The following is a 22799-nucleotide window of genomic DNA, read 5'->3' on the forward strand; positions in this document are numbered from 1 at the left end:
GAATGATATACTAGGTCTGTTTGTTGGAAGAATATACATACATTTATTAGATAAAGAAGGGGCAATTATGATGAACAAACGTAATACAATCATTATCACGGTTGTTTCATCTATTCTGTTATCAGCCTGTCAGCAAGAAGAAACATTAAAAGACGGAAATACAATGATAGTAGAAAAAGATGCAAAAAAAGTACTAAACGAACCAAAAACACAGGTAGAAAGCATTCAATCGATTGATTTAAATAAAGAAGCAATGAGCGGGAAATTTATTACAGCCTGGATGACTGATTACTTTTCAGCGTTTGGAAAAGCAGTGGATCAAAACTCTTTTGATGATTTAAAAGTTTTTTTGAAAGCGGGCAGTTCTTTTTATAAAGAGCAAAACCTTCTTGTTGAAAATTTCACACGCCAAGGCATCGAGCAGAAGAAGCAAACGTTTCATATTGTTAATTGGTATGAAGAACCTAACCATGTGTTCAAAATACAAACCCACGAAGAAAGCTTATTAAAACAGCCGGGTAAAGATCCTTATACTAAAATTTGTGACCGCCTTTATACAGCCGTTTATCAAAACGATACGTTAAAGTTATCGAGTGTAGAACCATTTGACTTTTCATCTAAACCAAATGCAAGCACTGAAACTCCCACTACACAAACAACAGATTTACACGACTACGATGGAAAATGGACCACTGGCAATGATAACGGATCTCCTATCATTCAATTTCTTGCTACATCAAACTCGGAAGCAACGATTAAAATAAATTCGTACCAGCCACCTAGCAAAATCCGCGTGTCAACCGTTGAACAAAAAAATATTCGCTTTGAAAATAACCAAGCCGCCATTGAATATGAAAATGATGGACAAGGAAATAAAGGAACAATTGTCATTACGCTCAAAGAAAATTCCATTTCATTACTTGCTAAAACAGATCAAAATAAAAAGGCAAAGTGGGGAATTCCAAGCGGTGATTACGTGCTCGATACGTTTGAGAATTAAAGATCATTTTAAAAACAGACTAAATTCGGCATTGAGGAGGACACCTTATGCATAAAAAATGGACGATTGCATTCGTTCTACTGCTGCTAATGGTTTTAACAGCCTGTGAAGAAAAAGAAACAGTTAAGTTATCCAAACCAACCGAACCTTCCTCAGATGAAGTGATCCCAAAAGATCAAGCTAAGTCATCTATCAAGCCTGACCTTGTATCAGAAAAAAAAGCAGAAAAAACTGCGGTTGAGACGATGAACAAAATTTCAAGTACTTATAAAGAATTAGGCGAAGAGTACGAATGGGAAAATGAATCTAACCCTGCTGATTATGAAACGCTAAAAAAAGCGTTAACGCCATATGCAACTTCATCTTTAATTGCAACAAAGCTAAAAAGTATTTCTACTAATTATTACTGCAAAGAATGCAATATGAGCTTTTTTCCTGATGTAACTCATCTGATTCGATTTGAACTTATTAACAATCATGCTGGGCAATTTTCAGTCTCGGCTATTGAGCCAATTAGTAAAGAAGGAAGCGGCGGACTGACCATTTACATGAATTTTAAATACGTTAATAAGCACTGGAAGTTAAACGAATGGGATGAAGTCACCTATCATCAAAAATACCTCAACATTACGGCCGATGAATATATCGAATACGTAAAGTCAATTAATCCTTCTAGTGATATTTCATACCAAGGTAAAACGACCCGTACAAATGAAAAAGGGGAAAAGGAAGAAATCTTGGTTTTCAAAGAGAACAACACAAAGTATGCCATCAGCAAAAACAGCTCTCAGCGAATCGACAATTTTAAAGAAGATGAAAAAGAAAAAGAAGAGAAGGAAGAAAAAGATTTTAATTTAAAAAACATCCAAAAAGTTGATCAAGAAACAGCGGATATTTTTATTGAACATTACTTAAGAGATTTAACAAAGTCCATTAACACAAATAAATTTGAATACGTACAGCCTTATATCGAACAGGACAGTGTTTTATGGAATGATCAAAAGCAGCTTGTGAAGATGCTGTATGAAAGAGATATTCGAGAAGAACTCGTTGATTATTCGGTATTAGATGTTGAACTCTCAAGTGAAGAAGAAAGTGAATCGGTCTATGCAATCCGAACAAAAGAAGTTATTTCTATTACAACGAACGGACAAAGTCAAGAAAAAGAGTATTACCGAACCTATACCGTTTCTTATAATAACAAACAGCTCCACCTGACTAAAATTGAATCACTTTAGCAAACATCACGCTCTGCGTGATGTTTTTGTGTATACACAATTTGCGGACTTCTTACGAAGATAAATTTTAGCGTTCCAGCATAAAAAAGCATACTTTACTTTTGAAAGCGTAAAAAGCATATCCTTAGAAAGAAGCTTTTTTTTAAAAAACACTTTATCATACTAACGCAAGATAACTCTTCCTTATCAAGCGTTCGTATGATAAAGTAGATAAATAAGCAGAAAACAGAATTTATTTTACATATAATGGATTTTTTTATTAAAATCTTTAAAAAACCGGCTTTTTAAATTGAGTTTTGAAAGGTTTTTAAAAATTTTTAATGGTATTTGTTGTGGATTAATAAAAGTTCGTTATACTCCATTTTGAATCATTTAAAAGACATGTATTTATTTTTAATCATTAGGAGGGATAAAGTGGAAGAATTTGAATTGTCGCCTGTTAAAAATTCGTTTCGCCAGCTAAAAGAGCAGTGGGAAGAAGCAGAACTGTTAGATGAAGATAACAACTTGAATTTAAAGCACGTTTCAGATGAAGAATTTATTCAGCTCTTTTTTTCAATGCGTATTATCAAAAAATCACTTTCTCCTCATACAATCAGATCTTACAATCAAGACATGAAAACGATTCTGTCTTTTTTCTACGAACGAGAGATTACATTAAAATCGATTGGATTTATGGAAGTCAAATTATTTAATGAAGAAATGATGAATCAATATGCCAATCGCACCGCTGCAAGAAAGCTAGAATTTTTTAGAAGAATGCTAGAGTTTGGACACGCTACTCATTTTTATCCTTCGCTGTATACGACGTGGATTGAAAAACCATCTATTGCTAAGGGACATTACAGCGACAAGGAAAAACAAAACCGCACCGAGTACCGAGAGCTAACCGACCGCGAAGCCCAGGTGATTGTAAATGCGTTAGAATCAGTCGTGCGCATTCGTCAGCATGAAAAGGAATTTAAAGTGCGCAATCGCTTAATGGGAATGCTTTTGTATATGAGCGGAATGCGTTCAAGTGAACTGCTGAGTTTAAATTGGGGAAGCTTCCGCGAAGACCGCCGAGGAAATCTGGTTGTAGATGTGATTGGTAAAGGAAAAAAAGAACGAACGATTCCCGTGTTTGATGATGTGAAAGAAACGCTTTTCGCTTACCGGCAAATGTTAAATGAAAGCACTGAACTAAGTCCTTTTGACACCGAACCCCTTTTTTATTCCATTAAAGAGTACTATCGTACCGGGGAAAAGAAGCGACTGTCCTATACAACGTTGTATCGAACGATTAAATCAGCTGTTTATAAAGTAAAAGGAAACGAATCTATTTCTCCTCATTGGTTTCGTCATACCTTTATTACAAATAGTTTAGCTAATGACGTTCCGCTTGCGGTTGTGAAACAAGTAGTAGGGCATTCTTCTATTGCTACAACGAACATTTATCTTGAAAAACTTCAAGAAGATACGGTATACGACGCGTTTCGAAAATCGGGTTATCGCTAATTACTTATAATATTTTTATGTAAACTAAAAAACATATATTTTCATTTTTACTGCTTATGCGTATGAAATAAGTTGTATAAATGAATAAGTTACTTTTCCTACAATATAATGGTAGAAAGTCGATAAAGGAGGGAGCTACCTATGACGGCTAAACATCCGCTTCACTACCATTTCGGAGAAGTAACGGAGCTTTTTCATTACATATACGAAGTTTGTGAAACAGCAGGTATTTATATTGACTGGAGCGGAACAGCCCAAACCGTTCAGCTATATAGAAGCAAAGAATCTTTTTTATCCGGAGAACGCTACATCGGAGCGATTCAGTATGAGGGAAGCAATCAGTTTCAAAAAAGATGGCCTTCTACCGTCAGTTTGAGATTTCGACGTGCGAACTTGTCGTTTATTTTAAAATATTGTTTAGAACAAATTGAAGACTACCGCAAAGACACGAACAAAGAACCCTTCATTAATCCAAATGCAGAATCCATCGCGTTTAAATTCACCTCTTTAACAGATGAAACCAAACAAGTGATTTCAAAAATCAAAGAAGTGCTATGCATCGCCAACTACGTGTAAAACCCCGCAGAATGTTAGCTGTGGGGTTTTGGGCATTTAACGCAGGTCTTCTGTGTCTTGAAGCAATTGTTCGGCGCGGTATTCAAGTTTTTGTAAAGTTTCGGTATAAATTTTCACCTGCTGCTCGTTTAATTCGGACGTTAATTCGAAAAATACCTGCTCCACAGCAGGCGTTACTTCTGCTTTTAAACGCAGGCCGTCTTCTGTTATTTGAATAAAAAACGAGCGGCGATCTTCTGGATTTCTGATACGCTGAATCCAATTTTGCTTTTCTAGTAAATCTAAAATTTTAGTCAGCGTCGCTTGATCTTTATCCGCTCGTTCAGCTAATTGTTTCTGCGTACTATATTCAGCTTCTGATACGCGTTTTAAAACGGTCCACTGTTCTGGTGTAATCCCAAAAGGACGCAAGCGTGCGGCAACTACTCTACTTAAGCGCTTACTTGTACGAACGGTGGGAATGCCGAACATTTCTTCTAACGATTCCATATAAAACCTCCTGCATACATACATGCTGTGATTATATCAGCTGTTTTTATTTCTGTAAATTTGTTTGTAAAGAGGACGCTTGATAAAAATAAATTTACAGAATAAATCGCAAATACACTAGACTTATTGTGTGTATCCTTGTAATCTAGTGTAAGAATAGTTAAACTTTTTCAAAAACAGTAGGGGGTACACACATCCATGATTAAAGCGGTATTTTTCGACTTAGACGACACGCTACTTTGGGACCAAAAAAGCGTAAAAGAAGCATTCGTTGCAACCTGTACATATGCAAGTGAGAAATATAATTTAAAACCTGAAGAACTAGAAGAAGCGGTGCGTAAGGAAGCAAGAGAATTATATGCTTCGTATGAAACCTATGAGTTTACGCAAATGATTGGCATTAATCCATTTGAAGGATTATGGGGAAATTTTTTAGACGATCATGATGAATTCCGCAAAATGAAAGATATTGTTCCTGCTTATCGCAAAGAAGCTTGGACTCGAGGTCTTCGTACCCTAGGAATTCACGACGATGCTTTTGGAGCAGAGCTAGCTGAGCGTTTTCCGTTAGAGCGCCGCAAAACACCGTTTGTATACGAGGAAACGTTTGAAGTGCTTGATAAATTAAAAGGAAAGTACAAGCTGCTGCTGTTAACAAACGGTTCACCTGACTTACAAAATACCAAATTAGATATTACATCAGAACTAGTTCCATATTTTGATGAGATTGTGATTTCAGGTGCATTTGGCCGAGGTAAGCCTGATCCATCTATTTTCGACCATGCTTTATCACTTATGGATTTAAAGAAAGATGAAGCGATTATGGTTGGAGATAATTTAATGACAGATATACTGGGTTCTTCTCGTGTTGGAATGAAATCTGTATGGATTAATCGTCACGATAAAGAGCGAAATGAAGTCATTCCTACTTATGAAATTACCCATTTAAGTGAACTGCATTCAATTTTAGATGAACTAAATTCATAATATGAACAAACAAAAAAGAGGCGTAAATCGTCTCTTTTTTGTTGTAAAAATAAGCACAGCAGTCTTTGAAGGTTCTATATCCGTTCCAAATCTCACTGACTTCATTCACATTGCACCAATATTATCCTTTATTCCTAGATAAATACCATGTAGCATAGTATATAGACTAGTCATTGGAGGAATAACATGAAGAAAATAGTTACCAGAAGCCTTATAGGGGCTGCTTTGTTCACAAGTCTCGCCGCTTGTGAAGACAAACAAGGCGATACGCACGTCACTTATAAAAACACTCAACCTAAACATGCCCCTGGAGCAGACACCATTTCAGCAGCCGATGAAACGATGGCTCCTGTAAGTCGGGTAGCTCAAGAAGATGAAACCGATGATCGATTAGCATTTGGAGAACGATCAAAACACGGTCAATATTATGTGTCCACAACGGATGCGCAATTTTATCCTGTTAAAGGAGCTAAACAAGTAAACACCCATTACATTGTCGTATCCGTTCAGTTTCAGCGAACACCTAATGAACATTCGACTGTAGTATTAAACGACACGACGCTTACATTACAAGACACAGCAACTTATCAAACCTACGAACCGTCTGATGGAGGAAATTTATCGACAGAAACCCCGCACACCCTGTGGACAGCTTTTTCATCACCGTCACTATCTGACGATGAACCACTTAACCTCGATGTTGCATTTAAAATTCCAAAAAAGGCCAACCGTACGTATAACCTATTAATTACACAGCAATCAGAACGAGCGGATGTGTTTAAGTTTGAAGAAGCCAAACAAGATTATTAATTACATACAAAAAAATGCCTGTCTTTTGTTTTATAAAAAAAGAAGGCGTTTTTTTGTAAAAACCATCTTGTTTCTCATAGAAAGAGCAAACGATACTACAACTCCTGAATCAAAAGAAGGAATATACAAGGGAAGCGGAGCAAACGATAGACATAAAAAGAAAAAGAGAATAGACATGAAACGCGTTAGTGTAGTCAAGTTCAAAAAGAACGTGTATCATTGTAACTGCTGGTAACAAAAGATAGACATAAAATATAAATAACAAAGTTATGAGAAAGGAAAAGGTGCGTACATCACGTTAAAGACATATGAATCATAAACATACAAAAACAACTACTGAATTTAGTAATAAAAAAATAAACATGCATTTGAATAGAAAGCTATCAGCCGCTATTACAGCTGCGTTTCTTTTTACTTTACTTTTTTGTTTTATGCCAGGTATAAAAGAGTCAATTCCCAATTTTTCTATTAAAAAAACCAGTCCGCATTTCATTGATTTATTTCCTTTATACCTTTTATTTTTTACACCCTTCTTTTTAATAATGGGGACGTTAGGCACGGTTATCGTTGATTTATTAGTCAGTGCTTTTGTAAAAGACCGTAGTAAAAAAATTGATTTTATCATGTCATTCATGTTTCACGCCATTTTTGGGTTATTAATGTTTGAATTCGGAATGCTGGGCGTCATTCTTATTTTTATTGTTGATCGCATTCTTTCAATCCGTAAAGAAAACTACTCTTATTTATATCCACTGGGTTGCTTAATACTGTCGGCCATTATTGGAACTCTCGTCTATTTCATTTTTGCTATGGTTTAATAAAAGAATACTAAAAAAGAGACCTCAAAAAGTTAGATGCAGCCTAACAAATGAGGTCTCTTTTTTTGCTTTTTTTCTTCTTTTAAAAACACTATTTGGGTAAGTTGTTTAGTTTGCTATGCTATCGTTTGATAAACCAAAAAGATATTTAAACAAATGACTAATGCAGCTATCCCCCAAGCTACAGCCGTTGTAGCTTTATGATTAACCAATCCGCCCATGATTTTTTTGTTGCTTGTAAACATGATAAGAGGAACGAGCGCAAATGCAATTCCGAACGATAAAATAACTTGACTGACAACTAGTGCACTTGTTGGATTTACGCCCAATCCGATAATCAAAAGCGGCGGAATAATTGTAATGAACCGGCGAAGATATAAAGGGATTCTGCGTTTGATAAATCCTTGCATGATGACGTCTCCAGACATTGTCCCGACCGAAGAACTTGAAAGTCCTGAAGATAATAATCCAACTCCGAACGCAATAGCTGCAAAGGGACCAATTAAATGTTCAAATTGTGTAAAAGCCACGTCCAAATCTTGCACGTTTAGTCCGTTTTTAAAGAACAGAGCGGCTGCGACAATCAGCATGCTTGCATTAATTGCACCAGCGATAATCATGGCAATCACAATATCGATAAATTCAAAGCGGAAAATCGCTTTTTTCTCTGATTCTGTAGTTCCTACCACGCGGCGCTGCGTAAGAGCTGAGTGCAAATAAATCGCGTGTGGCATAACTGTAGCACCTAAAATCCCAGAAGCTAACAGCACGCTGTCTGTCCCATGAAACTGAGGGACAAATAAGCCGTGGACAACACTTGCGCCGTCTGGATGCGCAAGAAACATTTGAGTCCCAAAAGCTAATACCACAATAAAAACCATCGCTGCAATCGCTACTTCTAGCAGTCGAACACCTCGTCTTTGTAACTCTAAAATAGCAAAAGAACCTACCGCTGCGATAAGTGCAGCTGGGAACAAAGGAATATGAAATAATAAATAAATTCCAAGAGCAGCCCCGATAAATTCTGCTAAATCCGTCGCCATAATGACCAGTTCCCCTTGTATCCAAAGCCCAAAAGAAACGAAGGACGGGAAGTGTTCCTGTGCTATCTCGGGTAAATTCAAGCCCGTCGCAATCCCTAATTTAGCTGATAACGATTGAATTAAGACAGCCATTAAGTTAGAAATTAATACAACCCAAAGCAGCATGTATCCGTATTGAGAGCCCGCTGCAATGTTAGTAGCAAAATTACCTGGGTCAATATAAGCAACCGCTGCGATAAAAGCAGGCCCTAAGAAAGGCAATAATCGCTTAATTCCTTTTGTTTTACCCGACAATACGTCTTGAGCACTTAGCTGCATAGCCGATAATGCTTTACTGCCGTTTTGATCTTTCATGTCTAGTGCTCCTTTCTTTGATGAACAATAAATAGCCCAAGCTAATTTTTTTATATGAAGTATAAAATGTTTCCTTAATGCAAATTATATGCTAGCAAAGGTTCTTTTGACAATAAAAAAGTTTAGCAAAAAATATAGATCATCTTCAGCTGTTTTTCATCCCGTTTGGCACAATTCTTTAAATGCACAGCCGTGACAGGAGGCAGGCATATCTGTTTGAGGGAAATGCTCAAGCGGAAGAGGCTGATTTACCTCTGAGTCTCCCAAAAAAGTTTTCATATAATCAATGCTTGTATCAACTTGCTGAAGAACAGCTTCAATTTCGTGAAGAGTAAGCTGATACGTACGCGCACTGCCTGAAAGCAAGTATTCGTTCCGGACTTTTATCTGATCAACGGAAATATTATATTCGGCTAGCACGTAGAGGGCGTATATCGCCAGTTGAAACAAATCATCTTTTGTTTGTTTACTTGTTTTCCAATCAACAATCGTAAATTCGTCTGTGACTGGATTTTTAAAAAGAGAATGAAAAGGCGCATATACTTTATGATCGTACACATTTATAGAACGAAACGACTGGTGGGGCTCCACTTCTAAAAAAGGTGAAGATACGATGTCGCCAAACGATTTACTTTGTAAAAAGTGATGTACACAAATTTGTACCCGTTTTTGCATGTTTTTAAGATCTTCTTTAGAAATATAGCCGTTTTCGTAGAATTCTAAAAGCATCTTATACTGAGCGGGCTTATGATACCAAAGCTCTCCATAGTCAGTAGAATCACGCAGTGCGTTATTTAGTAGCTGCTGCGCTTTCTCCGTTAAGTTCTGTTCATCCGGAACAATCTGTGTAGAGGTATAGTCAGAAATGGCCTCTGTAATCACTTGACGAACGGCTTGTCCGGCGTACATAGATAAAGTGGAAACCTTTTTTAGACGATAAGCGCTCTGAGACTGAGCAGAAGCGCTGTCAAGCCATCCGTTATGTGAGACATAATAATGATAGGCATACTTTCGTTTGCACTCTGTGACCATTTTATGCCTGGAGTACGACCATGAAAATTCAGGGAAATCAGTGATTTGAAACAAGCTATTCACATCCTTTTTCAAAAACTGCGCATAGGTTGGTCTATTAGTATATTCGTACATGAGTTAAAATAGACTCGAAATGTAGAAAGTGAATAGCTACGCATGCATATTATTTTGTGGATTCTCGTGAAATATGTATAAATAGAAAAAACTATTTAAAAATTGATTGCTTTTTTCTGTGGCGGATGTTATATTAATAAAGCGATGAGCTAATTTGTGTAAGTCGAAGGACATGCTTTCGAGCTAAACGTGTGAATGTGGTCACACGGTCCCCGCCACAAACGCATCAAAGACGTCCTGCGTGGACGTCTTTTTCATTTTATAAAAAAGAGAGCGCTAGCGCTCTCTTTTTTTGTGGGATTATTTTCTGAAAAAGTTAAGGGCTGTTATTTGAATGCTTTCACTATATTTTTAATATTTCTTTTTTATTCCACACATCGTTTCCTGCTTGCAACAAGAGTTTTCTTATCCGATTTTCTCGACCAAACGTAAATATATAAAAACTTACTGTATTTGCACATTTGCCGCATATTGCATGGTTCCTCTTGTAGAGTTAATTGCAATATCAACAACGTACAAACCTTGATTTTTAGGAACCTCAAATTCATTATTTTTGACAAACAGCTTGGTTTTTTCACCGTTATCTCTCCATATATGCACACTCACACTACGAATATAAGCACCGTCTAAATTCGAAAAATGGAGCTTAACTGATTGCTGCTGCTTCAATGGTATGCTTTTTTGCTGCGATATGTATGTATATAAATCATATACATTTATTTCTTTTTTTGTTGTTGAACGGCCGTTTGACCAGTTAATAGAACCTTTGTGAAGGTGATAGGTATGTTCGTTGACCGCAAGCGCAGCTTCAGGTTTGTTTTGATCGTATTCTTCCTCTAGAAAGAAAGCACTGTTCTTAAGTAAAAGTAAGAAGAACACAATAACAGCTCCTAGACCGCTTAAGACATATACACCACATTTTGCGGGTTGTACTTTCATAATAATTTCCTTTCACAGACCAATAATTAAGGAGGATAGGTACATAAAATTTCCACTTTTTCTATTCTAAACGATTACAAGTGAAATTACATTTATTGCTTTCTTTCTTCACAAAAAACAGGATAATAGTCATGCGTTTTTTATAAAAGGTCTCCTTAGATCAAAATCAAACCTATAGAAAAGGAAGATAAATGGAAATCAAAAGAGGGAATCTAAAAAATTTACAGAAGTTGATAAGTGATTTAAAATTATACAAAGGAAAAAAAGTATTTCAAAAAAAGGGAGATTAGTAGGTTTTTTGTTCTACTCCCACTTCTTAAAAAGTCGTATTTTTCGTAAGAAACTGTAAAGCTATATTTTATAAAGGTGAACCAATACATATACAAACAAAAGGGACACAGAAAAAGGGGGATCAGCATGGAAATTAGAGAACTAGAATTACATGATGCTGCAAACTTTGTAGATTTGCTTAAACAGATTGAAGAAGAAAGTAAGTTTATGCTGTTTGAAAGCGGAGAGCGAAAGCTGAGTACAGATCAGCAGGAGAAAAACATCGAAATCTTTAAGCAACAGCCAAACTCTACGATTATTGTAGCAGAAGAAAGCGAGATGCTTGTGGGATATATAGCTGCAACAGGGGGGGGAGCTAACCGAAACGCTCACATCGCTTCTTTGACATTAGGCATTCGAAAGACGTTTCAAAATCAAGGAATTGGGACGGCTTTAATCGGTGCTCTTGAAGAATGGGCGAGAGAACATCATATTCATCGTCTTGAACTGACAGTCGCTATACAGCATGAAAAGGCTCTTTCTTTATATGATAAAGTAGGATTCGAAATTGAAGGAACAAAAAAACATTCACTCCGGATTGGCGGTTTGTTTATTGATGAGTACTATATGTCTAAATTGCTGAACTAAAAAAGAAACGACGTTTAAAGACGCCGTTTCTTTTTTTAACTTCCTCTATAAATTTGGTATCCCCACGGTGACACAAGCAAAGGGACGTGATAATGTTCTTGTTCAGAAGACAATCCGACTCGAACAGAAACTTGATTTAAAAAGGGCGGATTTGTTGTTTGGACTTCTTTTTTTTTATAATATTCCCCGATATGAAACAGAAGTTCGTAATCTCCTGATTCAAACTCTTCAGAAGAGAAGAGCGGAGTTACTAACCTCCCGTCTTCATTTGTAGTACCGTGTGAAATTTTTATTCGTTTACTTTCCGACTGAATATGATAAAAATCAACTTTGACAAAAGCAGCCGGACATCCGTGGGTAAGATCTAAAATATGCGTTGTGATTTTAGTCATGCTCGTTTCTTTGTCCCCTTATCTTCAATGATTTTATCAGTTAAGCGAAAGAAAGCAATCTTATATACTTCTTCTAATGCTGTATCAAATTCCGTTTGCTCGGTATTTAGTAAACGACTTTGCATTGCCTCGTATATATCTTCTTTTTGTTTACCTCGTACTGCCAAAATAAAAGGAAACGGAAACTTCTCCATATACGTTCCATTAAGAGAAGAAAACTGTTCATACTCATCTTGCGTTAAGTTTTGTAAGCCTGCTTTGGTTTGTTCTTCAGTAGAAGCAGATGTCATGGCAATATTTTCACCTAGATTTGGATGAGCTTGCAGCAGCTTCAGCTGTTTTTCTACAGACGCTTGCGCTACAATTTCTTTCATCATAGCATGAAGTTGTTCAACGGAAGAGAAAGGACCTTTAGAATAAGCCTCTTCTGCAACCCAAGGTGAATGTTCAAATATATCACCAACTAGTGAAACAAAATGCTTCTTGCTAAGCTGATTTACATACTGCACAGATACGTTATTCATACTACACCACCTTTATTATATTTCTGAATAATCGGTCTTCTCTAAAGAGACAGAAGGTACTTTTCGTTCAATTGATGCGTTAAAAAAGAGATTTAATAAAATGGCAGCTAAACTTCCCGTAATAACTCCATCGCTTACAATTACGCGCAAAGCATTTGGGAGCTGAGCGAATAGATCAGGTACCACCGTTACACCAAGGCCGAGTGAAAGAGAACACGCAATAATCAGCAAATTTTCTTGTTTGGACAAATCAACAGCACTTAGCATTTTGATGCCTGATGAAATAACTAAACCAAACAACACGACCATTGCTCCTCCTAAAACAGGGGTGGGAATAATGGTTGTAAAAGCAGCGATTTTCGGAACAAGCCCCAGTAATATGAGAATGAAGCCGGCTACTACCACTACATTTTTTGTTTTTACTTTCGATAATTGAACCAGTCCTACATTCTGAGCGAATGTATTGTAAGGGAAAGCATTAAATAGCCCTCCAAGGACAATGGCGATTCCTTCTGCACGGTAGCCTTTTGTAAAATCTTTTTCCGTTAATTCCCGATCACACAGCTTTCCTAACGCTAAAAATACGCCTGTAGACTCAATGATAATGACCAAGCATACGAGAATCATTGTTAAAATAGGGCCGATTTCAAAAGTAGGCATCCCGAAATAAAAAGGAGTGGGAATGTGCAGCCAAAAAGCTTCATTAAAATTAGCAAAATCAACTTTTCCCATTAATACAGCGGCTATTGTTCCAACTACAATTCCAATCAACACAGAAAGAGAACGAAGAAAACCGCTGAAAAATCGATTTAAAATTAAAATAAGCGCTAGAACACCAAAAGAAAGAAGAAGATTAGAAAGAGAACCAAAATCTTTGCTTCCCACTCCTCCTGCCATATTTCGGACGGCGGATGGTACAAGCGATAAACCAATCATCGTCACAACCGTTCCCGTGACAACGGGAGGGAAAAATTTAATAATTTTGCCTAAAAAACTTGCTGCCAGTACGATGAAAATACCACCGGCAATAATCGCTCCGTAAACGGCACTAATTCCATATTGAGTTCCAATTGCAATCATAGGAGTCACCGCTACAAATGAGCTTCCAAGTACAACAGGAAGACCAATCCCAAACCACCTGTTCGTCCAAGCCTGCAGCAGCGTAGCTAGTCCGCAGGTCAGTAAATCAATGGCTACGAGATAGGCTAAGTCATGTGCATTTAAATTTAATGCGCGTCCTACCATCAGCGGAACGAGAATGGCACCCGCATACATAGCGAGTACGTGCTGTAATCCCAATGAAGCTAGTCGAAACGGTCGATTTTGGTTATCCACCTAAAAACCTCCTTTAATTATATCACATGTAATGTTAATAAATATTACATTTAGAATGATACATTAATAGTAAAATGTTTTTTAAGGGATGTCATTAGTCAAGTTGACCAAAAACAGAGGTTTCAATATCTACTTTTTTACAATATACAGAGAAGCAGGTAAGCTATCGTGTAAAAAGATGTTACATTTATTTTTTAGTACCAGATATTAATATCAAGTGATATAATTTTGTATATATTTTCAAATAATAGAGGGAAGAGGAAATGTTTATGTATAATCTTGCGGCTCACGCATGTAAATTTTTATTAAAAAGAAGAGGTAAGCTTTACATAAGGAATAAAGAGTTTTTACCAACAGACACAGGTTTTGTGATCGCTTGTTCGCATAAGGGATGGGTAGACGTTGTAGCGCTTGGTGCGGCTATTTTGCCTCACCAAATTCATTTTATGGCAAAAAAGGAGCTTTTTAATCATATACTCACTAGTAATGTATTAAAAAAACTTAACGCATTCCCAGTAGATCGTAACAACCCCGGACCCAGCAGCATTAAAATACCTATTAAATTAGCAAAAGAAGGACATATCGTCGGGATTTTCCCTAGCGGCACGCGAACAGAGGAAGACGTTCCTCTGAAAAGAGGGGCAGTCACTATAGCGAGCATGGCAAAGGTTCCTATTGTACCCGCAGTTTACAAAGGACCTGCAAATGTAAAAGAACTATTTTCGAAGGATCCTATTGTTATCTCCTTTGGAAAACCTATCTACCTTGGGGAAGATAAACTGACAAAGGATCGCCTTGAGGACGTGTCAAACCATTTAACAGCTTCAATTCGTGCGTTAGAGGAAACAGCAAGATAACTTCATAGCGGAGGTGCACCATGAAGGATTGGGTACAGAGAAAGCTAAACGATGTAATTAGTGATGATGTGCAGGCAAAAATGAAAGAAAAGATGGCTGAAAGCGGGGTAACCGTTCCTATATCCGCTTCTATGCTCATGCGAATTTTTCAAAAACAAATGACAAAGCAAGATCAAATTCAGCAATTTTCTATTTCATTTCAAGACTCCTATATTCACGTGAATGGAATTATTAAAAAATTTCTGGTGAGAATTCCATTTTCTATTGTGCTAGAACCCCTTGAGGCAAAAGAACGTACGCTTCTATTCAAAATCCATGAAATGAAACCTCTTAATCAAAATTGGATCAACTATCGAATTTTTCACAAGCCGCCTGTTACTACGTATGAAGAAAAACAAATTCATATCAATCTCAATGAAATTGATAAAGTGAAGGTCATTCCAGTGGGGAAAATCAAACAATTTTCAATACAAGATGAAAAGCTTCGAGTGAAAATTGGTTTATAAATAGTTGTAAATAAAATGTAGAAATAGTTTTTTCAGAAAGAAAACCTTTTCAGTTCAGCACTTAATTTGATTAGGTGCTATTTCTTTATAATTTTTATAAAATTTTTAGAATTTTTCGTCTCTAACTATTGTGACACGCTTCCCTAAAGTTGTACAATGTAACTTATATAGAGGTTTAAGCGCAAAACCCGTAAATATAAAGAGCAAGGAGAAACAACTATGACAACTTATTCAATCGATGTAACACTAAGTCAAACAAAAAAAGAAAAGCCGCAATCTGATCAATTGCAATTCGGGAAAGTCTTTACGGACCATATGTTCATTATGGATTATACAGAAGGCCAAGGATGGCACGATGCTCGTATTGTACCTTATCAACCTATCACATTAGATCCGGCATCCATGATCTTTCATTACGGGCAGTCTGTTTTTGAAGGACTAAAAGCATATGTAACAAAAAAAGAGCAAGTATTATTATTTAGACCAGATGAGAACTTCAAACGTTTAAATAAATCAAACGATCGTCTTTGTATTCCTCATGTTGATGAAGAATTAGCGCTAGAAGCGTTAAAACAGCTGATTACAATTGACCGCGAATGGATTCCTACTGCTGAAGGTACATCACTATACATTCGCCCGTTTGTCATCGCAACAGAGCCTTACTTAGGAGTAGCGCCGTCTGACCGCTATCAATTTATCATTATTCTTTCTCCAGTTGGTTCATATTACAAAGAAGGGATTGCTCCTGTAAAAATTGCGGTTGAAAGCGAATTTGTTCGTGCTGTAGCCGGAGGGACAGGAACGGCTAAAACAGGCGGAAACTATGCTTCAAGCTTAAAAGCTCAGCAGCTTTCTGACTCAAAAGGATATTCACAAGTACTGTGGTTAGACGGAGTTGAACGCAAGTACATTGAAGAAGTAGGAAGCATGAATATTTTCTTCAAAATCGATGGAGAAGTAGTAACGCCATCTGTGAACGGAAGTATTTTGGAAGGAATTACGCGTAAATCGATCATTGAGCTGTTAAAACATTGGGATATGCCTGTAACTGAGCGCCGTATTTCTATGGAAGAAATTCAGCAAGCTTATTCCGAAGGCAAACTAGAAGAGGCATTTGGAACAGGTACAGCTGCAGTTATTTCTCCAATTGGCGAACTATTTTGGAATAACGAGAAAATGGTCCTCAACGGTGGAAACACGGGAGAAGTGTCACAAAAACTGTATGACACTCTAACAGGTATTCAAAATGGTACAGCGGAAGATCCATTCGGCTGGGCAGTGGAAGTAGAATAAATTTCGATAATCGAATATCTTTTTACGTAAAAGAAGCGGGACAGCTCCCGCTTCTTTTTTTATTTGTTGCCGAATAGTCCAAAAGAAACAAGTTATTTTTTGAATATTTAGAACTATTTATATACTTTTATTGTAAAATAAAATATAATTATCCTTATAAAAACGATACTTTGTCTTTATTGAAATTCACAGCATTACTTATTCGTTATAAGGGGGAGAACAAAATGCTTTTTTTATCACATGATGAAAAAATTAAACAGCTGGCTTCACACTTAGCTGAACGACTCGAAAGAGAATTAAACCAAGAAACCTCAGGTGAACAAATGCACGTGCTCATCGGCTATTTATTTGCTTCTCATTTAATCGAGCACCGTCCTACGGGTTATTACGTAAGGTCTCAATACCCTGAGCAGCTAAAAGATTTATATGAAACTTTACACGTCCACCAATAAATTATCTCTTCCTCTTTTGTCCTATATCGTGTAGAATTTTAGAAAATATATGATTTTCTAGTTGATGGCAGAGCTAGGACATAGTGTGGTGTGGCATTTACCTTTAAATGATTAAGTAATGGCTTTAGAGGTGAATAATGTTAGCGCAGATCAAAGAAATGAGTTTAGATAAAAATCGTCGTAATCCACATTACCGCGTATTGTTGCAGTGTCCAGACGGGAGTGAACTATTCATTCACTTTAATTATACATACCGATCAAAAACATATTGGTCAAGAGATGTATATCACAACAATGTTCATAAAAAATCTCAGCTTGCTTGGTATACCCAAAGCGTAGAGGAAATGACTGCTCAGCAGTTTCTTGAAGAGCTAGGAGCTAAAGTAAATGAACATTTCGATTTTACACTGCGACGATAACCCAAAAAAAGCACCCCTTCATATGGGGTGCTTTTTTTGGTTGTTTTACACAAATAAGGACAGAATAATGTATATTCTCTTTTTTGAAATGAAAGGTGGAATGTTCATGGCGCAAATTGTAATGTGGGTGTTTTTTATCGGTCCTTGGCTATTGCTTTTTGCAGTGGATAAAGAGCGAGTAAAGCGGTATATGGCTGTATCACTATTCGGAGTGGTATTGTTAACGATGGTTTTTCAAATTGCAGATCGCTTTAACTGGTGGGAAGTGAATAAAACTCTTTTTTTCTTTGTTAATATGACGCCTTTTCCTTTTGGCATATTTATAATAGGCACGCTTTTTATTTTTTATTTTACCTATCCTGGCTTTTGGATGTTTATGATTATCAATGCAGCTTTCGATTTATTTCAAGCACTTGTCATGAGTCCTATCTTTGAAAAACTAGACATTTATACACTCAAGGAAATGAATCATTTTTTATTATTTGTACTAATGATGGTTATTGCTGTTCTACTTTTTCTTTATCAAAAGTGGCAAGATACTGCGTTTAAGTTATCTATCAAGTGATAGATAGAGAGCTTGTGTTTTATCGCTAACTTTTATATAATGATCGTATAAAACCCTCTATTTATATCGGAAATAGAGGTGTTTTTACTATGGGAAAGATACAAAATGGCAAAATATCTGCGGATGAACATCATTTTTCGCAAAAAAATTAAAATAATGTAAAAGTTTATGTTAAAATGGCAATGTTGCGTGAACGAATTAACTAACTTTACGCAAGAATGCTATTTACATACGTAAGAAGGAGAGAGATTTAAGATGGCAAAGACGTTAATTTTTGGACATAAAAATCCTGACACAGATACAATCTGTTCTGCAATTGCATACGCTGATTTAAAGAATAAATTAGGTGTAGACGCTGAACCAATTCGATTAGGGGATATTAACGGTGAAACGCAATTTGCTCTTGAAAAGTTCAACGCTGAACTACCACGTTTCGTTGATGAAGTATCTAAAGAAACAAATGAAGTTATTTTAGTGGACCACAACGAACGCCAGCAAAGTGCAAACGATATTGATCAAGTTCGTGTGCTTGAAGTAATTGATCATCACCGTATTGCTAACTTCGAAACAGCAGATCCTCTATACTATCGTGCAGAGCCAGTTGGATGTACGGCAACGATCTTAAACAAGATGTATAAAGAAAACGGCGTAGAAATCGAACCTAACATCGCAGGTCTTATGCTATCAGCTATCATTTCTGATTCTTTATTATTCAAGTCACCAACTTGCACAGACCAAGACGTTGCAGCTGCTAAAGAATTAGCCGAAATTGCAGGCGTAGATGCAGAAGAGTACGGATTAGCAATGCTGAAAGCTGGAGCTGACTTAGGCGATAAAACAGCTTCACAATTAATTTCATTAGATGCTAAAGAATTCAGCATGGGTACAAGCAAAGTAGAAATTGCACAAGTAAATGCAATTGACGTAAACGACGTTTTAGTGCGCAAATTTGAATTGGAAGAAGCTATTACTAAAACAATCGAAGAAAAAGGATTACAATTATTCCTTTTAGTTGTTACAGATATTTTAAACAGCAACTCTACTGCATTAGCATTAGGTTCTGCTGCTTCAAAAGTAGAAGAAGCATATAACGTAACGTTTGAAAACAATACAGCTGTCTTAGAAGGCGTTGTATCACGTAAAAAGCAAGTAGTGCCTGTATTAACATCTGTATTTGCTTAATAAAAAACGGTTCGTGTCTAAACACGAACCGTTTTTTTGTCCATTTGCACTTCAAGCCAATTTAGTATATAGTCTATCACTTCATCTTTATTTAATTCATTAAGCAACTCATGACGGCACTGTGTAAAAAAGCGGTAGCTTACGTTCTGCAATCCGGCTTTTTTAAAGTCGTTATATACTTTGCGTACACCTTTTGTATAGCTGCCTACTGGATCATGTTCTCCAGATATTAAATAAACAGGCAGGCTTGATGGGACTAGCTTTATATTAGCTAAGTTAGAGATTTGTTTGATTCCTGTTAATAAGTCATAGAAAAATCCCGCTGTAAAAACTCCTCCGCAGTTCGAATCATTTATGTAGGCATCAATCACTTCATGATCTCGGGTAAACCAGTCAAACGACGTGCGAGCAGGTTCAAACGCCTTATTATATTCCCCGAAAGATAGCTTATTAAGAAGAGGACTTGGTGACCGTTTTCCTTTTACTTTCATCTGTAGGTTAGCTATAAGTATACCTCCGGTTCTAGCTACAGTATGAACCGTTCCTGTACCTTCTAAAATAACTCCATGAATATTATCCGTATTCAATTGAATATATCTTCTCGTTAGAAAAGAGCCCATGCTGTGACCGAAAAGAAAGATTGGTAAGCCGGAGTGTTCCCTTGAAATGTGCTTAGTCAGAGCAATCATGTCGTAAACTACGGTGTCAAAACCATTTTCTTCAGCAAAAAAACGCTTTTCTTCATCTTTTAAAGCTGTTTGACCGTGACCGCGGTGATCATTTCCATATACGATATAGCCATGTTGAGTTAATACATTAGCAAAGTATTCGTAGCGTCCAATATGTTCGGCCATCCCATGGGCTATTTGGACAACGCCTTTTGCAGAATTGTTTTCAACATTCCATTTTTGTGCAAATATTTCTTTTTCCTGATGACCTCTGTAGTAAAAGGATTGTTTCATGCTCAGCATTCACCTTCTGCTTTCCTGTAAAATAAGGGATATATGTATATATTATACTAATTTATGCAGATGATTTTACTATTTTAAAATAAAAAATGATTATTTTGTCATAAACCTTTACAAACCTTTATGTGATTTGTTAAATTAGTATTTATATTAAAAATTATTAAACAATTTAAAAAGATTTAGTTTTTAATAGGTTAGATGAATACGGAGGGAATTATTGTGGCAGAATTAAGAAGTAACATGATCAAAAAAGGATTCGACAGAGCACCGCACCGCAGCCTACTGCGTGCAGCTGGTGTAAAAGAAGAGGATTTCGGCAAACCGTTTATTGCGGTTGTCAATTCATATATTGATATTGTACCAGGTCATGTTCACTTACAAGAGTTTGGTAAAATCGTAAAAGATGCGATTCGCGAAGCTGGTGGCGTACCTTTTGAAATGAACACTATCGGTGTAGATGACGGTATTGCGATGGGACATATCGGTATGCGCTATTCATTACCAAGTCGTGAAATCATTGCTGACTCAGTTGAAACGGTAGTATCTGCTCACTGGTTTGATGGAATGGTATGTATTCCAAACTGTGATAAAATCACGCCTGGGATGTTAATGGCTTCATTACGTCTGAATATTCCGACAGTTTTTGTTAGCGGCGGACCAATGAAGGCTGGCGTAACAAGCGACGGTCGTAAGATTTCTCTTTCTTCAGTATTTGAAGGCGTAGGAGCTCATCAAGCTGGTAAACTTGATGATAAAGGATTACTTGAATTAGAACAATTCGGCTGTCCGACATGCGGATCTTGTTCAGGAATGTTTACAGCGAACTCAATGAACTGCTTAGCTGAAGCGTTAGGACTTGCTTTACCTGGAAATGGTACAATCTTAGCAGTTGCTCCTGAACGTAGAGAATTTGTTAAGAAATCAGCTAAACAGCTTATGGAATTAATTAAATTAGATTTAAAACCACGTGATATCGTCACAGAAAAAGCAATCGACAACGCATTTGCTTTAGACATGGCGTTAGGTGGTTCTACAAATACAGTTCTTCATACGCTAGCTCTTGCGAATGAAGCTGAAATTGATTATCCGTTAGAGCGCATCAATGAAGTAGCGGAACGCGTGCCTCACTTGGCAAAACTCGCTCCGGCTTCGGATGTATTTATTGAAGACTTACATGAAGCAGGAGGCGTATCGGCTGCTCTAAACGAGCTATCTAAAAAAGAAGGAGCTCTTCATTTAGATACGATGACGGTTACTGGAAAAACGCTAGGCGAAAACATTGCAGGATGCGATGTAAAAGACTATAACGTTATTCATCCAATCGATAAGCCGTTTACAGAAAAAGGCGGACTTGCTGTATTGTTTGGTAACTTAGCTCCAGACGGCGCGATCATTAAAACAGGCGGTGTTCAAGATGGCATTACTCGCCACGAAGGACCGGCAATTGTATTTGAGTCTCAAGACGAGGCGCTGCACGGTATTGCTAACGGAAAAGTAAAAGAAGGACATGTCGTAGTCATTCGTTATGAAGGACCAAAAGGCGGACCGGGAATGCCTGAAATGTTAGCTCCAACTTCTCAAATTATGGGAATGGGACTAGGTGCAAAAGTAGCACTATTAACAGACGGACGCTTCTCTGGCGCTTCACGTGGATTATCAATTGGCCACGCGTCTCCAGAAGCTGCTGAAGGCGGCCCACTAGCATTTGTCGAAGATGGCGACCACATCGTGATTGACATTGAAGATCGTTCGATGAATGTTCAAGTTTCTCCAGATGTTTGGGCAGAACGAAAAGCAAACTGGAAAGGCTTTGAGCCAAAAGTTAAAAAAGGCTATCTTGCAAGATATTCTAAACTTGTAACTTCTGCAAGCACGGGCGGAATTATGAAAATCTAATAGCACAAAAAAGGCTCTCTGCTGAGAGCCTTTTTCTTTACTAAAGTAACGGTGCAAAGAAGCATTTTTAACACGAAAATTCTTTTTTCATAATAACGTGTGGAATACCGTCTTCCATAAAGACATCAGAAACAGTCTTATAGCCTAACTTATGATAAAAAGGTTCAGCCTGAACTTGACCGTGAAGCTTAGCTTGAGTTAATCCTTCTTTTTTCGCTGCTTCTTCTAAGCTGGCCACCACTTCTTTTCCGAGCCCGTATTTTCTAAATTCCTTTAATACGCATATTCGCTCTATTTTGGCGTAATCGTCTACTATGCGGAATCTACCAGAAGCTGCCGGTTTATTGTTATAGTAAATCAACATATGTTTTGCCGTTTCCTCATGTTCATCAAATTCATCTTTTAAGGGCACGCCTTGTTCTTCAACAAACACTGTTTTACGTATACGGAATACTTCTTCAAGCTGCTCTTTTGTTGTAACATGCTCAATTTTCATTAAAATCCTTCCTTTTCTACGAATTTAAGCTTCTTTTTTGTATAATAAAAATACGTGATATAAAAAGAGTATAAAGGAAAAATAAAATGTTGTAAATGC

The 22799-nt window shown here is 37.0% G+C and carries 25 protein-coding genes; 16 read left to right on the top strand and 9 right to left on the bottom strand.

Annotated elements, in window-relative coordinates; translation table 11 throughout:
* The first annotated feature begins 67 nt into the window (after positions 1-67).
* The 4 genes from AC2YJL_RS11555 (at position 68) to AC2YJL_RS11570 (ending at position 4311) form a co-directional block, all read left to right on the top strand.
* Positions 68-1000 carry a TcaA NTF2-like domain-containing protein gene (locus tag AC2YJL_RS11555; protein ID WP_251568200.1) on the top strand — a complete coding sequence of 311 codons (933 nt, stop codon included), beginning with the start codon at positions 68-70 and terminating at the stop codon, positions 998-1000.
* Between the two features lie 47 nt (positions 1001-1047).
* The gene (locus AC2YJL_RS11560) at positions 1048-2238 is read left to right on the top strand and encodes a TcaA NTF2-like domain-containing protein (protein ID WP_251568198.1); all 1191 of its coding nucleotides are present in this window, start codon (positions 1048-1050) and stop codon (positions 2236-2238) included.
* 414 nt (positions 2239-2652) lie between these two features.
* A complete protein-coding gene (locus tag AC2YJL_RS11565; RefSeq protein ID WP_195696918.1) occupies positions 2653-3735 on the top strand; it encodes a tyrosine-type recombinase/integrase in 1083 nt (360 codons plus the stop codon).
* A gap of 141 nt (positions 3736-3876) precedes the next feature.
* On the top strand, positions 3877-4311 hold the full coding sequence (locus AC2YJL_RS11570; RefSeq protein ID WP_013083346.1) for a hypothetical protein: 435 nt from the start codon (positions 3877-3879) through the stop codon (positions 4309-4311).
* A 36-nt stretch (positions 4312-4347) separates the two neighbouring features.
* Here AC2YJL_RS11570 and AC2YJL_RS11575 read toward each other — a convergent pair whose 3' ends face one another.
* A complete protein-coding gene (locus AC2YJL_RS11575; RefSeq protein WP_114895552.1) occupies positions 4348-4800 on the bottom strand; it encodes a MarR family winged helix-turn-helix transcriptional regulator in 453 nt (150 codons plus the stop codon).
* Positions 4801-4998: 198 nt separating this feature from the next.
* Here AC2YJL_RS11575 and AC2YJL_RS11580 point away from each other — a divergent pair, with 198 nt between their 5' ends.
* The 3 genes from AC2YJL_RS11580 (at position 4999) to AC2YJL_RS11590 (ending at position 7415) form a co-directional block, all read left to right on the top strand.
* Positions 4999-5787, top strand: coding sequence for an HAD family hydrolase (locus tag AC2YJL_RS11580; RefSeq protein WP_195696920.1), 789 nt, complete (start codon positions 4999-5001; stop codon positions 5785-5787).
* Positions 5788-5973: 186 nt separating this feature from the next.
* On the top strand, positions 5974-6597 hold the full coding sequence (locus AC2YJL_RS11585) for a hypothetical protein (RefSeq protein ID WP_487374764.1): 624 nt from the start codon (positions 5974-5976) through the stop codon (positions 6595-6597).
* A 308-nt stretch (positions 6598-6905) separates the two neighbouring features.
* The gene (locus AC2YJL_RS11590; RefSeq protein WP_487374765.1) at positions 6906-7415 is read left to right on the top strand and encodes a hypothetical protein; all 510 of its coding nucleotides are present in this window, start codon (positions 6906-6908) and stop codon (positions 7413-7415) included.
* Positions 7416-7531: 116 nt separating this feature from the next.
* On the opposite strand, the gene AC2YJL_RS11595 is transcribed toward AC2YJL_RS11590, so the two are convergent.
* From AC2YJL_RS11595 to AC2YJL_RS11605, 3 genes are all read right to left on the bottom strand, one after another.
* Positions 7532-8812: an Nramp family divalent metal transporter gene (locus AC2YJL_RS11595; RefSeq protein ID WP_251568196.1), complete on the bottom strand. Its 1281-nt coding sequence runs from the start codon at positions 8810-8812 to the stop codon at positions 7532-7534.
* A gap of 156 nt (positions 8813-8968) precedes the next feature.
* On the bottom strand, positions 8969-9898 hold the full coding sequence (locus AC2YJL_RS11600; RefSeq protein WP_285852746.1) for a PD-(D/E)XK nuclease family protein: 930 nt from the start codon (positions 9896-9898) through the stop codon (positions 8969-8971).
* Positions 9899-10402: 504 nt separating this feature from the next.
* Entirely contained in the window at positions 10403-10897 is a 495-nt protein-coding gene (locus AC2YJL_RS11605; protein ID WP_230932689.1) for a hypothetical protein, read from the bottom strand.
* Between the two features lie 417 nt (positions 10898-11314).
* Here AC2YJL_RS11605 and AC2YJL_RS11610 point away from each other — a divergent pair, with 417 nt between their 5' ends.
* A complete protein-coding gene (locus tag AC2YJL_RS11610; RefSeq protein ID WP_195696926.1) occupies positions 11315-11815 on the top strand; it encodes a GNAT family N-acetyltransferase in 501 nt (166 codons plus the stop codon).
* Between the two features lie 35 nt (positions 11816-11850).
* Here AC2YJL_RS11610 and uraH read toward each other — a convergent pair whose 3' ends face one another.
* The 3 genes from uraH to AC2YJL_RS11625 are packed head-to-tail and all read right to left on the bottom strand — an operon-like array spanning position 11851 to position 14066.
* A complete protein-coding gene (gene uraH / locus AC2YJL_RS11615; protein WP_195696927.1) occupies positions 11851-12207 on the bottom strand; it encodes a hydroxyisourate hydrolase in 357 nt (118 codons plus the stop codon).
* Complete coding sequence (gene uraD, locus AC2YJL_RS11620) at positions 12204-12731, bottom strand: 2-oxo-4-hydroxy-4-carboxy-5-ureidoimidazoline decarboxylase (RefSeq protein WP_195696928.1); 528 nt, start codon at positions 12729-12731, stop codon at positions 12204-12206. Before uraD ends, uraH begins: the two co-directional genes overlap by 4 nt.
* A gap of 15 nt (positions 12732-12746) precedes the next feature.
* Positions 12747-14066, bottom strand: a complete 1320-nt coding sequence (locus AC2YJL_RS11625) for a nucleobase:cation symporter-2 family protein (RefSeq protein ID WP_308201948.1) — start codon at positions 14064-14066, stop codon at positions 12747-12749.
* A gap of 269 nt (positions 14067-14335) precedes the next feature.
* On the opposite strand from AC2YJL_RS11625, the gene AC2YJL_RS11630 reads away from it, so the two are divergent.
* The 7 genes from AC2YJL_RS11630 (at position 14336) to AC2YJL_RS11660 (ending at position 19340) form a co-directional block, all read left to right on the top strand.
* Complete coding sequence (locus AC2YJL_RS11630; protein WP_251568194.1) at positions 14336-14923, top strand: lysophospholipid acyltransferase family protein; 588 nt, start codon at positions 14336-14338, stop codon at positions 14921-14923.
* A 20-nt stretch (positions 14924-14943) separates the two neighbouring features.
* Entirely contained in the window at positions 14944-15429 is a 486-nt protein-coding gene (locus AC2YJL_RS11635; RefSeq protein ID WP_013057211.1) for a hypothetical protein, read from the top strand.
* Between the two features lie 219 nt (positions 15430-15648).
* Complete coding sequence (locus AC2YJL_RS11640; RefSeq protein ID WP_251568192.1) at positions 15649-16722, top strand: branched-chain amino acid aminotransferase; 1074 nt, start codon at positions 15649-15651, stop codon at positions 16720-16722.
* A gap of 224 nt (positions 16723-16946) precedes the next feature.
* Positions 16947-17174: a hypothetical protein gene (locus tag AC2YJL_RS11645; RefSeq protein WP_098658324.1), complete on the top strand. Its 228-nt coding sequence runs from the start codon at positions 16947-16949 to the stop codon at positions 17172-17174.
* A gap of 137 nt (positions 17175-17311) precedes the next feature.
* Positions 17312-17593, top strand: a complete 282-nt coding sequence (locus AC2YJL_RS11650; RefSeq protein ID WP_195696932.1) for a hypothetical protein — start codon at positions 17312-17314, stop codon at positions 17591-17593.
* Positions 17594-17699: 106 nt separating this feature from the next.
* Complete coding sequence (locus tag AC2YJL_RS11655) at positions 17700-18158, top strand: hypothetical protein (RefSeq protein ID WP_013083333.1); 459 nt, start codon at positions 17700-17702, stop codon at positions 18156-18158.
* Between the two features lie 255 nt (positions 18159-18413).
* Positions 18414-19340 carry a manganese-dependent inorganic pyrophosphatase gene (locus AC2YJL_RS11660; protein WP_487374766.1) on the top strand — a complete coding sequence of 309 codons (927 nt, stop codon included), beginning with the start codon at positions 18414-18416 and terminating at the stop codon, positions 19338-19340.
* A gap of 17 nt (positions 19341-19357) precedes the next feature.
* Here AC2YJL_RS11660 and AC2YJL_RS11665 read toward each other — a convergent pair whose 3' ends face one another.
* Positions 19358-20302: an alpha/beta hydrolase gene (locus AC2YJL_RS11665; RefSeq protein WP_251568188.1), complete on the bottom strand. Its 945-nt coding sequence runs from the start codon at positions 20300-20302 to the stop codon at positions 19358-19360.
* Positions 20303-20527: 225 nt separating this feature from the next.
* On the opposite strand from AC2YJL_RS11665, the gene ilvD reads away from it, so the two are divergent.
* The gene (gene ilvD / locus AC2YJL_RS11670) at positions 20528-22204 is read left to right on the top strand and encodes a dihydroxy-acid dehydratase (protein ID WP_013083330.1); all 1677 of its coding nucleotides are present in this window, start codon (positions 20528-20530) and stop codon (positions 22202-22204) included.
* A 67-nt stretch (positions 22205-22271) separates the two neighbouring features.
* Here the strand turns inward: ilvD and AC2YJL_RS11675 are convergent, their stop codons facing one another.
* Positions 22272-22700: a GNAT family N-acetyltransferase gene (locus AC2YJL_RS11675; protein ID WP_153252880.1), complete on the bottom strand. Its 429-nt coding sequence runs from the start codon at positions 22698-22700 to the stop codon at positions 22272-22274.
* Positions 22701-22799: the final 99 nt, after the last annotated feature.

This window comes from Priestia sp. SRI_019 (assembly GCF_057586255.1).

Coding starts and splice junctions, on each gene's coding strand:
- AC2YJL_RS11645 (WP_098658324.1), top strand. CDS start 16,947: ATGCTTTTTTTATCACATGATGAAAAAATTAAACAGCTGGCTTCACAC.
- AC2YJL_RS11640 (WP_251568192.1), top strand. CDS start 15,649: ATGACAACTTATTCAATCGATGTAACACTAAGTCAAACAAAAAAAGAA.
- AC2YJL_RS11560 (WP_251568198.1), top strand. CDS start 1,048: ATGCATAAAAAATGGACGATTGCATTCGTTCTACTGCTGCTAATGGTT.
- AC2YJL_RS11650 (WP_195696932.1), top strand. CDS start 17,312: ATGTTAGCGCAGATCAAAGAAATGAGTTTAGATAAAAATCGTCGTAAT.
- AC2YJL_RS11675 (WP_153252880.1), bottom strand. CDS start 22,700: ATGAAAATTGAGCATGTTACAACAAAAGAGCAGCTTGAAGAAGTATTC.
- uraD (WP_195696928.1), bottom strand. CDS start 12,731: ATGAATAACGTATCTGTGCAGTATGTAAATCAGCTTAGCAAGAAGCAT.
- AC2YJL_RS11580 (WP_195696920.1), top strand. CDS start 4,999: ATGATTAAAGCGGTATTTTTCGACTTAGACGACACGCTACTTTGGGAC.
- AC2YJL_RS11605 (WP_230932689.1), bottom strand. CDS start 10,897: ATGAAAGTACAACCCGCAAAATGTGGTGTATATGTCTTAAGCGGTCTA.
- uraH (WP_195696927.1), bottom strand. CDS start 12,207: ATGACTAAAATCACAACGCATATTTTAGATCTTACCCACGGATGTCCG.
- AC2YJL_RS11610 (WP_195696926.1), top strand. CDS start 11,315: ATGGAAATTAGAGAACTAGAATTACATGATGCTGCAAACTTTGTAGAT.
- AC2YJL_RS11570 (WP_013083346.1), top strand. CDS start 3,877: ATGACGGCTAAACATCCGCTTCACTACCATTTCGGAGAAGTAACGGAG.
- AC2YJL_RS11635 (WP_013057211.1), top strand. CDS start 14,944: ATGAAGGATTGGGTACAGAGAAAGCTAAACGATGTAATTAGTGATGAT.
- AC2YJL_RS11630 (WP_251568194.1), top strand. CDS start 14,336: ATGTATAATCTTGCGGCTCACGCATGTAAATTTTTATTAAAAAGAAGA.
- AC2YJL_RS11590 (WP_487374765.1), top strand. CDS start 6,906: ATGAATCATAAACATACAAAAACAACTACTGAATTTAGTAATAAAAAA.
- AC2YJL_RS11595 (WP_251568196.1), bottom strand. CDS start 8,812: ATGAAAGATCAAAACGGCAGTAAAGCATTATCGGCTATGCAGCTAAGT.
- AC2YJL_RS11575 (WP_114895552.1), bottom strand. CDS start 4,800: ATGGAATCGTTAGAAGAAATGTTCGGCATTCCCACCGTTCGTACAAGT.
- AC2YJL_RS11665 (WP_251568188.1), bottom strand. CDS start 20,302: ATGAAACAATCCTTTTACTACAGAGGTCATCAGGAAAAAGAAATATTT.
- AC2YJL_RS11655 (WP_013083333.1), top strand. CDS start 17,700: ATGGCGCAAATTGTAATGTGGGTGTTTTTTATCGGTCCTTGGCTATTG.
- AC2YJL_RS11585 (WP_487374764.1), top strand. CDS start 5,974: ATGAAGAAAATAGTTACCAGAAGCCTTATAGGGGCTGCTTTGTTCACA.
- AC2YJL_RS11555 (WP_251568200.1), top strand. CDS start 68: ATGATGAACAAACGTAATACAATCATTATCACGGTTGTTTCATCTATT.
- AC2YJL_RS11660 (WP_487374766.1), top strand. CDS start 18,414: ATGGCAAAGACGTTAATTTTTGGACATAAAAATCCTGACACAGATACA.